Origin of the sequence: Massilia sp. Root418, from assembly GCF_001425265.1 — a bacterium.
Lineage (GTDB): Bacteria > Pseudomonadota > Gammaproteobacteria > Burkholderiales > Burkholderiaceae_D > Rugamonas.
On the sequence record NZ_LMEC01000026.1, the window covers coordinates 580,365 to 592,587 of the forward strand.

The 12,223-nt window shown below is 66.9% G+C and carries 12 protein-coding genes; 4 read left to right on the forward strand and 8 right to left on the reverse strand.

Annotated features, from left to right (window positions below):
* Positions 1–8: 8 nt before the first annotated feature.
* From tssH to ASC94_RS31155, 6 genes are all read right to left on the reverse strand, one after another.
* Positions 9–2,636: a type VI secretion system ATPase TssH gene (gene tssH / locus ASC94_RS31130; protein ID WP_056405269.1), complete on the reverse strand. Its 2,628-nt coding sequence runs from the start codon at positions 2,634–2,636 to the stop codon at positions 9–11.
* The gene (gene tssE / locus ASC94_RS31135; protein ID WP_056405270.1) at positions 2,633–3,097 is read right to left on the reverse strand and encodes a type VI secretion system baseplate subunit TssE; all 465 of its coding nucleotides are present in this window, start codon (positions 3,095–3,097) and stop codon (positions 2,633–2,635) included. The genes tssH and tssE overlap by 4 nt, the downstream gene beginning before the upstream one ends.
* A 62-nt stretch (positions 3,098–3,159) precedes the next feature.
* Positions 3,160–3,651: a type VI secretion system tube protein Hcp gene (locus ASC94_RS31140; protein WP_056405272.1), complete on the reverse strand. Its 492-nt coding sequence runs from the start codon at positions 3,649–3,651 to the stop codon at positions 3,160–3,162.
* Between the two features lie 20 nt (positions 3,652–3,671).
* Positions 3,672–5,189 carry a type VI secretion system contractile sheath large subunit gene (gene tssC, locus ASC94_RS31145; RefSeq protein ID WP_082616956.1) on the reverse strand — a complete coding sequence of 506 codons (1,518 nt, stop codon included), beginning with the start codon at positions 5,187–5,189 and terminating at the stop codon, positions 3,672–3,674.
* Position 5,190: 1 nt separating this feature from the next.
* On the reverse strand, positions 5,191–5,697 hold the full coding sequence (tssB, locus tag ASC94_RS31150; protein ID WP_056405274.1) for a type VI secretion system contractile sheath small subunit: 507 nt from the start codon (positions 5,695–5,697) through the stop codon (positions 5,191–5,193).
* A gap of 11 nt (positions 5,698–5,708) precedes the next feature.
* Positions 5,709–6,293: a hypothetical protein gene (locus ASC94_RS31155; RefSeq protein ID WP_056405277.1), complete on the reverse strand. Its 585-nt coding sequence runs from the start codon at positions 6,291–6,293 to the stop codon at positions 5,709–5,711.
* Between the two features lie 187 nt (positions 6,294–6,480).
* Here ASC94_RS31155 and tssJ point away from each other — a divergent pair, with 187 nt between their 5' ends.
* Both tssJ and tssK (ASC94_RS31165) read left to right on the forward strand, forming a co-directional pair.
* Positions 6,481–7,047 (forward strand): type VI secretion system lipoprotein TssJ, encoded by a 567-nt coding sequence (tssJ, locus tag ASC94_RS31160; protein ID WP_056405279.1) that lies wholly within the window; start codon positions 6,481–6,483, stop codon positions 7,045–7,047.
* Between the two features lie 19 nt (positions 7,048–7,066).
* Positions 7,067–8,413: a type VI secretion system baseplate subunit TssK gene (tssK, locus tag ASC94_RS31165; RefSeq protein ID WP_056405280.1), complete on the forward strand. Its 1,347-nt coding sequence runs from the start codon at positions 7,067–7,069 to the stop codon at positions 8,411–8,413.
* Between the two features lie 26 nt (positions 8,414–8,439).
* Here the strand turns inward: tssK (ASC94_RS31165) and gcvA are convergent, their stop codons facing one another.
* The gene (gene gcvA / locus ASC94_RS31170) at positions 8,440–9,333 is read right to left on the reverse strand and encodes a transcriptional regulator GcvA (RefSeq protein WP_056405282.1); all 894 of its coding nucleotides are present in this window, start codon (positions 9,331–9,333) and stop codon (positions 8,440–8,442) included.
* A 104-nt stretch (positions 9,334–9,437) separates the two neighbouring features.
* Between gcvA and tssK (ASC94_RS31175) the strand changes: the two genes are divergently transcribed.
* Together tssK (ASC94_RS31175) and icmH are read left to right on the forward strand one after the other, a co-directional pair.
* A complete protein-coding gene (gene tssK / locus ASC94_RS31175; protein WP_162251466.1) occupies positions 9,438–10,658 on the forward strand; it encodes a type VI secretion system baseplate subunit TssK in 1,221 nt (406 codons plus the stop codon).
* Positions 10,655–11,434 carry a type IVB secretion system protein IcmH/DotU gene (gene icmH / locus ASC94_RS31180; protein WP_056405286.1) on the forward strand — a complete coding sequence of 260 codons (780 nt, stop codon included), beginning with the start codon at positions 10,655–10,657 and terminating at the stop codon, positions 11,432–11,434. The genes tssK (ASC94_RS31175) and icmH overlap by 4 nt, the downstream gene beginning before the upstream one ends.
* Before the next feature lie 7 nt (positions 11,435–11,441).
* Here icmH and ASC94_RS31185 read toward each other — a convergent pair whose 3' ends face one another.
* Positions 11,442–12,215 carry an OmpA family protein gene (locus ASC94_RS31185; RefSeq protein WP_056405288.1) on the reverse strand — a complete coding sequence of 258 codons (774 nt, stop codon included), beginning with the start codon at positions 12,213–12,215 and terminating at the stop codon, positions 11,442–11,444.
* Between the last annotated feature and the right edge of the window lie 8 nt (positions 12,216–12,223).

A 12,223-nucleotide genomic window follows, 5' to 3' on the forward strand; every position in this document is an offset into this window, starting at 1 on the left:
GGTCTCCTCTACTTAACGGTGTACTTGAACTGGCCCTGGCGGCTGACGCCGGCCTTGATGGCGGAAATGGCCACGCCGTCGGCCATGCGCGCCAGCACCGCCTCCGCGATCGCCGGCAGCAAGGTGCCGTTCAGGATGTGGTCCACATTGCGCGCGCCGGAATCGACCTCGGTGCAGCGCGCCAATACCGCCGCCACCACCGCGTCGTCGTAGCTGAATTCAGCCCGGTGGCTGGCGCGGATGCGCAGGCCGATGCGATCCAGCTTGAGCGCAATAATGCGCGCCAGCACCTCGTCGGCGATGGGGTAGAACGGGACCAGCTGCATGCGCCCGAGGAGGGCCGGCTTGAAGTGCTTCATCAGCTGCGGCCTGGCCAGCAGCTCCAGCTGCGCCGGCGCGGGCCTGTCGGCGGCGGGCTTGTTGAGGCAAGCCTGCATGATGGCAGCCGAGGCCACGTTGGAGGTGGCAATGATGATGGTGTTGCGGAAGTCGATCTCGCGCCCTTCGGCGTCGTCCAGCACGCCCTTGTCGAACACCTGGAAGAACAGCTCGGCCACGTCCGGGTGGGCCTTTTCTATTTCATCGAGCAGCACCACGCTGTAAGGCGCGCGCCGCACCGCCTCGGTCAGCACGCCGCCTTCGCCGTAGCCCACATAACCGGGCGGCGAGCCTTTCAGGCCCGAGACGCTGTGCGCCTCCTGGTATTCGCTCATGTTGATGGTAATGAGCTTGCGCTCGCCGCCGTACAGCAGGTCCGCCAGCGCCAGCGCCATTTCGGTTTTGCCCACGCCGGATGGACCGGCAAACAGGAACACGCCTTTGGGTTTGTCCGGGTCGTCCAGGTTGGCGCGCGCGGTGCGCACGCGCTGCGCCACCGCTGCTACGGCGTGCTGCTGGCCGAGGATGCGCGCCTGCAGCGCATCCTCCAGCTTGCGCACGGCGCGGATCTCGTCGCGCACCATTTTTCCGAGCGGGATCCCGGTCCAGCCGGAGACGATGCCGGCCACCGTGTTGGCATCCACCTGCTGCGGCACCATGGGCTCGCTGCCCTGCAGGGCCGCCAGCTCTTCCTCCAGCGCCGCCATGCTGACGCCGCCGCCCACCGGCGGGTAGCTGTTGCGCTGCACCGCCATGGCCGCGTGCAGGGCCTTCTCGCGCTCCCAGCGCTCACTGTGCTTGCGGTATTCCTGCTGCAGCGTTTCGCGCGCCATCCGCAGTTCGCGCAGGCGGGCGCCATGCCTGCCGTCCTTGCAGCCCTCGGCATCCTCGCGCTCCAGCGCGGCGATTTCATAGCCGATGCGTTCCACCCGCTTCTGCGCCTGCTCCACCAGCTGTGGCGCCGCGCTCTGGCCCAGCGCCACCCGCGCGCAGGCGGTATCGAGCACGCTGACCGCCTTGTCGGGCAGCTGGCGCCCGCTGATGTAGCGGTGCGACAGGCTCACCGCCGTCACCACCGCGTCGTCGCTGATGCGGATGCCGAAGTGCTTTTCCATCAGCGGCGCCATGGCGCGCAGCATGGCGCAGGCGATTTCCTCGCTCGGCTCTTCCACCTTCACCACCTGGAAACGGCGCGCCAGCGCGGCGTCCTTCTCGAAGTACTTCTTGTACTCGCTCCAGGTGGTGGCGGCAATGGTGCGCAGCTCGCCGCGCGCCAGCGCGGGCTTGAGCAGGTTGGCCGCGTCGTTCTGCCCGGCCTGGCCGCCGGCGCCTATCATGGTGTGGGCCTCGTCGATGAACAGCACGATGGCGTGCGCGCTCTTGCGCACCTCGTCGATGACGTTCTTGAGGCGGTTTTCGAACTCGCCCTTGACGCTGGCGCCGGCCTGCAGCAGGCCCATGTCCAGCGCGCGGATCTCAACCTCCCGCAGCACCGGCGGCACATCGCCCGCAACAATGCGCAGCGCCAGCCCCTCCACCACGGCAGTCTTGCCCACGCCGGCCTCGCCAGTCAGGATGGGGTTGTTCTGGCGCCGCCGCATCAGGATATCCATCGCCTGGCGGATCTCGGCTTCGCGTCCGATCACCGGATCGAGCCTGCCTTCGCGGGCCTGCTGCGTGAGGCTGGTGGTGTACTGGTCCAGCGCCGGGGTCTTCACGCCGAGCTGCTGCACCCGGTCGCCGCCGGCCTGTTCCGGCTGCGTGCCGCCGGCGCGGCGCTCCTCCTGCGAGCCGCGCGTGTACTTGTCCATGTTGTGCTTGAGCTCATCGACGGGGAAGCGCGCGAACAGCCTGGAGCCGCGCGCGGCCAGCTGCGACAGGTCCGGTTCGGTCAGCAATGCCAACAGCAGATGGCCGCTGCGTATCAGGTCCGGCTGCGGCAGCGACAGCGAGGCAATCAGCCAGGCGTGCTCCAGCAGCAGCGGCAGATGCCTGGAAAACACCGGCGTGCGCGCGCTGCCGGTCTTGAAGCGTGCGATCTCGCCGCGCAGGTCGCCGTCCAGCGTCTCCAGGCTGATGCCGCACTTGCGCGCGATCAGCACGAAGTCGCTCTGCTCCTGCTCCAGCAGCGCCAGGAACAGGTGTTCGACATCGACTTCATATTGGCCCAGGCCGACGCAGATGCTGGCGGCGCGGGTGGCCGCCAGGCGCGTGGTGTCGTTCAGTTTTGCAATCAGGGTTTTCAGGTTGATGCTCATGCCTGTGCTCCGCTGTGGTGGATGGCGTAGTGCAGCGTGGAAGGCTGCAGCACGGCGTCGAAATTGACGGGTTCAAATGCGGGAAAGACCGCCAGCACGCCGCTGATGACGAAGTTGACCCGGTTGATGCTGCCAGCCTGCTGTTCAATGCGGGCCTGCACCTGCCGCAGGCGCGGCTCGTGACGCTCGATGGCCGCCTTCAGGCTGGCGCAGATGCGGGCCCGGTCTTCGCTGCTGCTCAGGCACATGCCCGCGAAGTCCACCAGGCCGTAGTTGATGATGGAGGCCGCGCACTCCGGGTAGGCCGCCAGCAGCGCCTCGGGCAGCGCGGCGCGCGTGTTCAGCAGATCTTCCAGGTCGCGCGCGACGGCGTCCTTCAATTGCGCCGTGGTGAAGCCCGCGGCTGCCTGGCTGCGCGCGCCGAGCAGGCGGTCCATCAATCCGGGAACAAAACCGCTCATGGCTGCTCCTCTCAAAAAAATACCGCAGTGGCCTCCACTGCGGCATGCTGCGTACTAAGGGATCAGGCGATGCGGTTGGCGGACAGGTCCCAGCCGCCCGAGGTGTTGCCGCCGGCGCCGCCGGAGATCTTCTGCTGCGTGTACTTCCAGCGCACCTTGGAGAACTTGAATCCCACCTCCTCGGTCAGGATGTCGCCTTCCTCCACCGCTGGCGCCACCGCGCCGATCAGTACATTCTCGATCTCGATCTCGAAGTACTTCACGCGCTCGCCTTGCGCGTCGGCCCGCATGAATTCGAACTTGGCCTTGGGGATGGTGCGGCCGGCCGCGCAGGTTTGCAGCAGGATGGGCGAGGCCAGGTCGGCCAGCTTGGAGATGACGATGTCGCGGTGCTCGCAGCGTTCCGCCGTGTGGCCGCCGCCGGTGGAGGCGGTGGCGGACTTGGGCTGTTCGACGCCGAAGTTGACCGATTTGCACTCGATCCAGTCTTTGTGGCGGTCATCCGCCGATTCGCCCTTGATGCCATCAATGTACAGGTAGACGTCGATTGCCATTGCATGCTCCTAGGTTAGGGTTAGTAGTTGGTCGGTTGAGGCAACTCCGCGACCAGTCGGAGTGAAACGGAGAGTTCGTCGAGCTGGAAATGCGGACGCAGGAAGGACACGGCGCGGTACACGCCGGGCCGTCCCAGCACCTCGTGCACCTGCACCGACGCTTCGCGCAGCGGGAAGCGCGCCTTCTGGTCCTGGCTGGCGTTATCGTCCAGCAGCACGTACTTCATCAGCCAGCGGTTCAGGAAATCCTCCACGCCGGAGGCCGCGGCGAAGCTGCCAACCTTGTCGCGCATCATGGCCTTCATGTAGTGGGCGATGCGCGAGACGGCAAAGATGTATTGCAGCTGCGATGACAGCACCGCGTTGGCGTTGGCCGCATCGGAGCTGTACTTGCGTGCCTTCTGCGCCGACTGCGCGCCGAAGAAGGCGGCGTAAGCGGTGTTCTTGCAGTGCACCAGCGAGATGAAACCGAGATCGCTCAATTCCTTCTCGCGGCGGTCGGTGATGGCCACTTCGGTGGGACATTTGAGCGCCACCTCGCCTTCGTCGGTCTTGAAGGTGTGGGTGGGCAGGTCGTCGACCAGGCCGCCACCTTCCACGCCGCGGATGGCAGCGCACCAGCCGTACTCGCCGAAGGCCTTGGTCAGCTTGGCGCCGAAAGCGTAGGCGGCGTTGCACCACAGGTATTTGTGGTGGTCGGTTCCATCTACCTCTTCCACGAAATTGAAGCCTTCCACGGTATTGCCGTCCACCGGGTTGAACGGCAGGCGGCCCAGGAAGCGCGGCAGCGTCAGGCCCACGTAGCGCGCGTCTTCGGATTCGCGGAAGGCTTTCCACTTGGCGTATTCCACCGTGTCGAAGACCTTGGCCAGGTCGCGCGGCTTGCCCAGTTCCCCGTAGCTCTCCAGCCCGAACAATTCGGGCGAGGCCGCGCTGATGAAGGGCGCGTGCGCGGCGGCGCCCACGTGCGACATCTGCTCGATGAAGTACATGTCTTCCGGCTGCCGCGAGATCTCGAAATCCCCGAGCAGGGCTGCGTAAGGCGCGCCGCCGAAGGTGCCGAATTCCTCCTCGTAGACTTTCTTGAACATGGTGCTCTGGTCGAACTCCAGCGCGCTCTGAAAGTCTTTCACCAGTTCGCGCTTGGTCGCATTGAGCATGCGGATCTTCAGGTTCTGGCCGGTGGCGGAGTTCTTCACCAGGTAATGCAGGCCGGTCCAGCTTTGTTCCAGCTTCTGGAAGGCCGGGGCGTGCATGATGGCGCTGAGCTGCCTGGAGATCATTGCATCCAGTTCGGCCACGCGCGCGTCGAGCGTGCCGCTCAGGTTGTGCGACACCGGCATGCTGCCTTCCAGGACCTGGTTCACCAGTTCGGCGATGATGTCCTTGGCGCGTTCATGTTCCACGCTGGACTTGGCCACCTTGCTTTGCTCCACGATCTCGTCGAGCAGGCTGGTGGAGGGGCCGGCGCCGGCGGGCACCGGCGGCAGTGGCTCCAGTTGCTGCGCTTGTTCCAGTCGTTCCAGTTGTGCCGACATGTCACTCCCCCTTTTCCGCAGGCGCGGCCAGGCTGTTGAGCTGGTCCGTGTTGTTCAGCACATTGGTCAGGATATCTTCCAGCTTGTCGTTGCCGGCCAGCTTGTTGCGCAGGTCGGCCAGCTTGCTGCGCGCATCGAGCAGGCGGCTCAACGGCGCCACCTGGCGCACCACGGACTCGGGACGGAAGTCGGCCATGGCACGGAACTGCAGCTCGACCGGGAACTCGCCGCCGGCCGGTCCCAATTCGTTGGCCACCTGGAAGCGCGCCACCGGCGCCACGCCTGCCAGTACTTCGTCGAAATTGTCACCGTCGACGTTGACGAACTTGCGGTCCTTCAGGCGCTTCTGCCCGGCCGCCGCGTTGCCGCCGAAATCGCCTACCACGCCCACCACGAAGGGCAGTTCCTTGTTCTCCATCGCGTCGCCGATCTCGACGTCGTAACTCATTTGCACGCGCGGTGCGCGCACCTTGCCCAGCCGTTTCTGGACGCTGTCGCCACTGGCCATCTTGGTCTCCTTCAGGGTTGTTTGAGCGAGCCGAATGGATCGGCGGACGAGGACGAGGATGAAGCCGTGCCGGCCCTGGCGGCCGGCGCCGTGCGTGCACGCGGCGGCTTGGGCGTGGCGGCCACCGGCACCAGCACTTCTTCGCCGATGCTGGTGCGCAGCACGCGCGCCAGCTCCCTGGCCTCGGTGCGCAGCGAGCCGCTCAGGTTGTTCTGCTGGCTCAGGTCCGCCAGTGCCTTGGTGGACAGGCGCAAGCCGCTCACGGCGATGATACTGTTGCCCACCTGGTCGGTGGGGTCGCGCTGCAAGGCTTCCTGCGCATGGAGGATCGCTTCGCCGTAGCTGGCGCGGTCGAACTTCATCTGCGCCATCGAGAGCCACGGCGCCTTCTCGGCGGGATAGCTGCCGGCCGCGGCGCGCAACAGGCCCAGCGCCTTGTCCTGCTGGCCGGACGCGGCCACCCGGCTCGCTTCGGCCATGGCGCTGTCCAGCGTGGCGGCATTGGATTTTTCGGGCCGCACGAGCGGTCCGTCGGTCGCGCAGGCAGACAGCAGCAGCGCGCAGGCAAGGCTGGGGAAAAGTGTTCCGGGCTTCATGGGGTCTCCTTCGGTGCGGTGGAGGCCATTATTGAGGCAAGAATTGCCACGTCGATTGCGATACCGCAAAGGCCCCGTTCGCCCGGACGGAACCCCGCCGCGCGGCTTGCGCCGCCTCAAACACAGGCATGCGGCGCTTGGCTTTAATGGACGAACTCCACGCCAGCCACCCTTCAAGGACGCCGCCATGAAGCACACCGCAGCAGCAGCAGCAGCAGCAAGCGTCACCCTGGCAGCCGCCGTCCTCTCCGGCTGCGCCGCCGGCGGCATCGCCAGCGCAGCCCTGGAACTGGCTGGGCTGCGCAAGCCACCGGAACTGCCGGAGCTGCAGAAGCCACCACGCCAGGTTGCGATCCGGCTGCACGCCAGCGGCAACCTGAACGCGGGCGCGGACGGCCAGCCACTGGCGCTCTCCGCGCGCATCTACAAGCTGCGCCAGCGCGCGGCCTTCGAGCGTGCCAGCTACACCGGATTTCTCAATGCGCAGACCGAACGCGAACTGCTGGGCGCCGACCTGGTGGAGGTGAAGGAGGTGCAACTGATACCGGGCCAGCGCTACGAGGCCGTGGAAAGCGTCAGCCGGGAAGCAGCACACATCGGCGTGGTGGCGCTGTTCCGCAAGCCGGCGCCGCAGCGCTGGCGCGCCGCGTTCTCCGCCGCCGACGCAGAGAAAAGCGGCATAACCATTGGCCTGCATGCCTGCGCACTCAGCGTGCAGGGCCAGCCCCTGGCAGGCACGCGCTGCCAGCCCTGACAACACACCGGGAGAATGTATGAGCACAGCGGCAAAGGTACTTTGGGGCGAGGGCTTGTTCCTGCGCCCGCAGCACTTCCAGCAGCAGGACCGCTACCATGAAACGCGCCTGCAGCTGACCGCGCGGGCATTGCAGCCCTACCTGTGGGGCGTTTTGGCGGTGGAGTGGGACATGCCGGCGCTGCAGGCGAACGTGCTGCGCCTGCACGCGCTGTCGGCGATCTTCCGCGACGGAGAGTTGAGCGATGCGCCGGCCGGCGACCCGCTGCCGCCGGCGGTGGACCTGGGCGCGCTGCCCGCCAGCGTGCAGGAAGTGACCTATTACGCCGCCCTGCCCACGCTGGCGCCGGACAGCAGCAACTGCGCGCCGCCCGGCGCACAGCACCATGCAGCGCGCTACGCCCAGGCCGAGCGCACCACGGCGGACATTTACACGCAGGCTGCGCCGGCCGAATTGAGCTATCTGCGCAAGGCGGTGCGGCTGGTATCGGACCAGGAGCCGCGCGGCGGCTACGAATGCTTCCCGCTGATACGGCTGCGCCGCATCGTCTCGGGCGGCTTCGAGCCCGACCCCGCGTTCATTCCGCCCAGCCTGTCCGTGGCGAGCGCGCCGCGCCTGCGGATCCAGCTTGAACAGCTGATGGACGCGCTGCAGGCCAAGGTCAACGCGCTGCAAGGCCACATGCGCGAACCGAGCCGCAACGTGATTGAGTTCCGTTCCGGCGACGTGTCCGCGTTCTGGCTGCTGCATACCGTCAGCACCGCCAGCGCCACGCTGATGCACTACCTGCGCCATCCGGCACTGCACCCCGAGCGCCTGTTTGAGGCCATGCTGGGACTGGCCGGCGCGCTGATGACCTATTCCAAGGCCTACTCGCTGGCCAGCCTGCCGTCCTACCACCATGAGCAGCCCGGCCACTGCTTCGCGCAGCTCGACGCCATCGTGCGCGAGCTGCTGGATACGGTGATTTCGGCGCGCTACTTCGCCATTGCGCTCAGCGAGGAAAAGCCTTGCTACCACCGCGGCAAACTGGACTCCGGCAAGATCGACCACAAGACCACCCTCTACCTCGCCATCGGCGCGGCCATGCCGGCGCTGGAATTGGTGGAAGTGGCGCCGCTGCGCATCAAGGCCGGCGCCCCGGACGACGTGGACCAATGCGTGCTGTCGGCCATGCCGGGCGTGAAGCTGTCCCACGCGCCGCAAGTGCCGGCCGCCATCCCGGTGCGGCCCGACACCTGTTACTTCGTGCTGGAAAACAAAGGCGTGCTGTACGAGCAGATGCTGAAAGCGCAGTCGATCTCCATCTATGTCCCGGCCGGCATCCGCGAGCTGCGCCTGGAACTGATTGCGGTGACGGCATGAATGCCGGCCGCTCCGCCGCGCGAACCTCAGCTGCGCCTGAGCTGGGCCGCGAACAGGGTCATCTCTTCCTGCATCCAGGCGCGGAAGGCGCGCACCTGCGGCTTGGCCGCCGCGCTGGGCGGGCTGACGAAATAATAGTCGCTCAGGCTGGGCGCGCCGATATCGAACAGCCGTACCAGCTTGCCGTCGGCGATCTTCTGCGTCGCCACCACATGCCGCACCAGGGCTACGCCCTCGCCGTCCATGGCCGCGCGCATCAGCATGGACAAGTCCTCGAACATCACACCACCTGCAGGCTCGGGCAAATTCAGTCCGGCAGCACGGAACCACGGCTGCCACGGCTCGTTCGAGCGCAGCAAGGTAGCGTGTGCCAGATCGGCCGGCGTGGCCGGCAGCGCACCACCGCGGTAATTCGGGCTGGCGGCGGGAAAATACATATCGCCCATCATGCGGTCCACCACCATCCCAGGATACTGGCCGCGCCCGAAGCGGATACCCACGTCAATCGCTTCCCGCTCCAGGTCCTGCAGCTGTCCGCTGGCCAGCAGCTGCACCTCCACGTCCGGATGGCGTTCGATGAAGCGCCCCAGCCGGGGAGCCAGCCAGTGGGCGGCGAAGGACGGGATGGACGATACCGTCAGCCGCAAGGAGCCCCGGTCAGGCCGCAGCGCTTCCGCGCCGGCGGCGATATCGTTAAAAGCACGCGCCAGCACCTGCGCGAACTTCAGGCCGTCCGGCGTCACTTTCACGTTGCGGCCGTGGCGCACGAACAGCGGGGCGCCCAGCTCTTGCTCAAGCGCCCGCACCTGGTGGCTGATGGCGCCGTGGGTCAAGTGCAGTTCATCGGCCGCGCGCGAAAAATTCTCGTGCCTGGCGGCCGCCTCGAAGGCGCGCAGTTGCTGAAAGGAGGGCAGACGCATGTCGCTTGTGAATGAAATTAGCAAGAAAAGCCAAAATATATCGTTATGTACACTATTGGGCAAGTCTTACCATGTGCGAAATTTTCACAACGCCGGAGCGCACCATGAGTAAGCCGTACATCGATAGCCTGTCCCACCGCGCCATGCGTCTGCAACTCACCGCGCAAACGCTGCAGCCGTATTTATGGGGTGTGCAGGCGGTGCAGTGGGACGCGGCGGCGCTGCAGGCCGGAAGGCTGCGCCTGCAAGGGCTGTGCGCCATCTTCCGCGATGGCAGCCTGTGCGACGCCCCTGGCTACGATACACTACCGCCGCCGGTGGACCTCGACACGCTGCCTTCCGGCCTGAGCGAAGTGACCTACTACGCCGCCCTGCCCCTGCAGGCACAAGAGAACAGCGCCGATGCGCCGGACCAGGCCGGCGGTACGCGCAAGGCTGTGCGGCTGCTGTCGAACCTGGAAACGCACAGCGGCTACGAATGCTTCCCGCTGTTGCGGCTGCGCCGCAGCGCAGCCGGCGTCTTCGAGCCCGAGCCCTCGTTTGTGCCACCCAGCCTGTCGGTTGCAGGCGCGCCGCGCCTGAAGGCGCAGCTCGAGCGCCTGGTGATTGCGCTGCAGGCGAAGGCGGGGGCGCTGCAAGCCCGCATGCGCGACCCTGGCAGCGGCACGGGCGGCGATGCCCCGGCCTTCTCCCTGCTGCAGACCATGAGCGCCGCCGGCGCGACGCTGACGCACTACCTGAAGCACCCTGCCCTGCATCCCGAGCGCCTGTTCGAGACGCTGCTGGCGCTGGCGGGAACGCTGATGCCTTACTCCAGGGGCGGCGTAACGCCCAGCCTGCCGTCCTACCAGCACGAGCAGCCCGGCACCTGCCTGGAACAGCTGGGCGGCATCGTCCGCAAGCAGCTGGACGCAGCCATCGCGCCGCGCTGCCTGCCGGTGGCCCTGACGGAAGAAAGGCCCGGCTACTACAGGGCAGCGCTGGACCCGGCGCGGATCGGCCACGGGGCCACGCTCTACCTGGCCGTCGGCGCGGCCATGCCGCAGCCGGAGCTTGCGGCGATAGCGCCGCTGCGCGTCAAGGCCGGGGCACCGGAGGACGTGGAACGCTGCGTGCAGTTCGCCATGGCGGGCGTGAAACTGGCGCTTGTGCCCCAGGCGCCGGCCGGCGCGCCCACGCCGGCCGGCGCCGGCTGCACCTGCTATTTCATACTGGAGCAAACCGGCGCGCTGTATGAGCAGATGCTCAGTGCCGGATCGATCTCCATCTACGTCCCCGCCGGCATGCCCGACCTGCGACTTGAACTCATGGCGGTGGCGCCATGAGCGAGCAGATCGAACGGCGTGCCGCGCCTAGCCTGTTCGGCAACCGCGCGGCGGGTCCCTCGGCCGGTCCGCGCATCGAATCCCTGGTGGACCTGATGCACGAGGGCTTCCACGTGCTGTTCATGCTGAAGAACGGCTCCGCCCCGCCAGGCGAACACGAATTTGCGGAAAAGGTGTCGCAGTTCCTGGCCGGGTTCGAAAGCGAAGCGCGACGCTTGCGCGCCCACGGCGACGATATCGAAGCGGCCAAGTACGCCTTCTGCGCTGCGCTGGACGAGATCATCCTGGCCTCGGACTTCCCGATCCGAGAGCCGTGGGAGCGGCGCCCGCTGCAGCTTACCGTGTTCGGCGACCAGCTGGCCGGCGAGCACTTCTTCGACCGGCTGGAGGAACTGCGCGGCAAAGGTGGCGCGCGGTTGCAGGCGCTGCAGGTATTCCATCTGTGCCTGCTGCTCGGCTTCAAGGGCAAGTATGCGCTCGACAGCAGCGACAAGCTGGCCTGCCTGACCACGCGCCTGGGCGACGAGATCGCGCACATCAAGGGCAGGAGCCGCGGCTTCGCGCCGCGCGCGGAACGGCCGGACCAGGTGGCGCACAAGCTGCGCAGCGGCGTGCCGCTATGGATGCTTTCGGCAGTGTTCGCGCTGGCGGCGCTGTGCGTCTACATCGGCATGAAGTCGTCGCTGGACAGCGCCACCCGGCAAGGCATGGCCGCCTATGCGGACCTGGTGAAGCTGGCGCCGCGCCCGGCCAGCCTGACCATCACGTTGCCGTGACGGCGCGCTACTGCGCAATGCGGAATTCGATGCGGCGGTTGCGCGCGCGGCCGTCGCTGGCCGCATTGTCCGCCACCGGCCGGTCCGGGCCCTGGCCTGACACCGAGATCATGTCCGGGCTGATGCCTTTCTGCGCCAGGTAGGTTCGCACCGCTTCCGCGCGCGCCAGGCTGAGCGCCACATTGCTCTCGCGCAGGCCGACGTTGTCCGTGTGCCCGATCACTTCCACCTTCTTGCCCCTCACCTTCTGCAGCGCGCCGGCCATCTCGTCCAGGATGTCCTTGCCGGACTGCCTAATCGCCGCTTGCCCGCTCTCGAATTCGATGATGCGCCTGGCCAGCGTGGCGTCCAGCAGTTCCTGCTCGGCCGCGCTCACGCGCAGGCCGTTGTTGACCGTGTAGGTGGGATTGAGACTGGTGGCGGCATCGCTGGCGATCTGCTGGCGCAGCGCTTCGTTGGCCACCTCGCCGCGCAGCGTGACGTTGTTGCCGTCCACTTTCAGTTCGCCCTTGCTGATCAGCTTGAGGTTAGGACCGATCAGCTTTTGCACGTAGCCGCTCCAGTTGGGTGGCAGCGCCACCGCGCCGATGGCGATCTGGTCCACCACGCGCTCCGCGCCGTACAGCTCGCGCAGGCGCTGCAGCATGGCTGCCTTGCTAGCTTCGTCGGGAACGGTGCCGGTGACAACCACCTGCCCGGGCCTGGGCGAGGCCGGCAGCGGAATCTGCGCGCGCGCCACAACGGCGGCGCCACACAGCAATGCAGCACAGAGATTACGCATGGCTTGCT

What these genes read in the sequence shown, in the direction of transcription:
- tssH (WP_056405269.1), bottom strand. Translation starts at nt 2,636, where the DNA reads ATGAGCATCAACCTGAAAACCCTGATTGCAAAACTGAACGACACCACG.
- tssE (WP_056405270.1), bottom strand. Translation starts at nt 3,097, where the DNA reads ATGAGCGGTTTTGTTCCCGGATTGATGGACCGCCTGCTCGGCGCGCGC.
- ASC94_RS31140 (WP_056405272.1), bottom strand. Translation starts at nt 3,651, where the DNA reads ATGGCAATCGACGTCTACCTGTACATTGATGGCATCAAGGGCGAATCG.
- tssC (WP_082616956.1), bottom strand. Translation starts at nt 5,189, where the DNA reads ATGTCGGCACAACTGGAACGACTGGAACAAGCGCAGCAACTGGAGCCA.
- tssB (WP_056405274.1), bottom strand. Translation starts at nt 5,697, where the DNA reads ATGGCCAGTGGCGACAGCGTCCAGAAACGGCTGGGCAAGGTGCGCGCA.
- ASC94_RS31155 (WP_056405277.1), bottom strand. Translation starts at nt 6,293, where the DNA reads ATGAAGCCCGGAACACTTTTCCCCAGCCTTGCCTGCGCGCTGCTGCTG.
- tssJ (WP_056405279.1), top strand. Translation starts at nt 6,481, where the DNA reads ATGAAGCACACCGCAGCAGCAGCAGCAGCAGCAAGCGTCACCCTGGCA.
- tssK (WP_056405280.1), top strand. Translation starts at nt 7,067, where the DNA reads ATGAGCACAGCGGCAAAGGTACTTTGGGGCGAGGGCTTGTTCCTGCGC.
- gcvA (WP_056405282.1), bottom strand. Translation starts at nt 9,333, where the DNA reads ATGCGTCTGCCCTCCTTTCAGCAACTGCGCGCCTTCGAGGCGGCCGCC.
- tssK (WP_162251466.1), top strand. Translation starts at nt 9,438, where the DNA reads ATGAGTAAGCCGTACATCGATAGCCTGTCCCACCGCGCCATGCGTCTG.
- icmH (WP_056405286.1), top strand. Translation starts at nt 10,655, where the DNA reads ATGAGCGAGCAGATCGAACGGCGTGCCGCGCCTAGCCTGTTCGGCAAC.
- ASC94_RS31185 (WP_056405288.1), bottom strand. Translation starts at nt 12,215, where the DNA reads ATGCGTAATCTCTGTGCTGCATTGCTGTGTGGCGCCGCCGTTGTGGCG.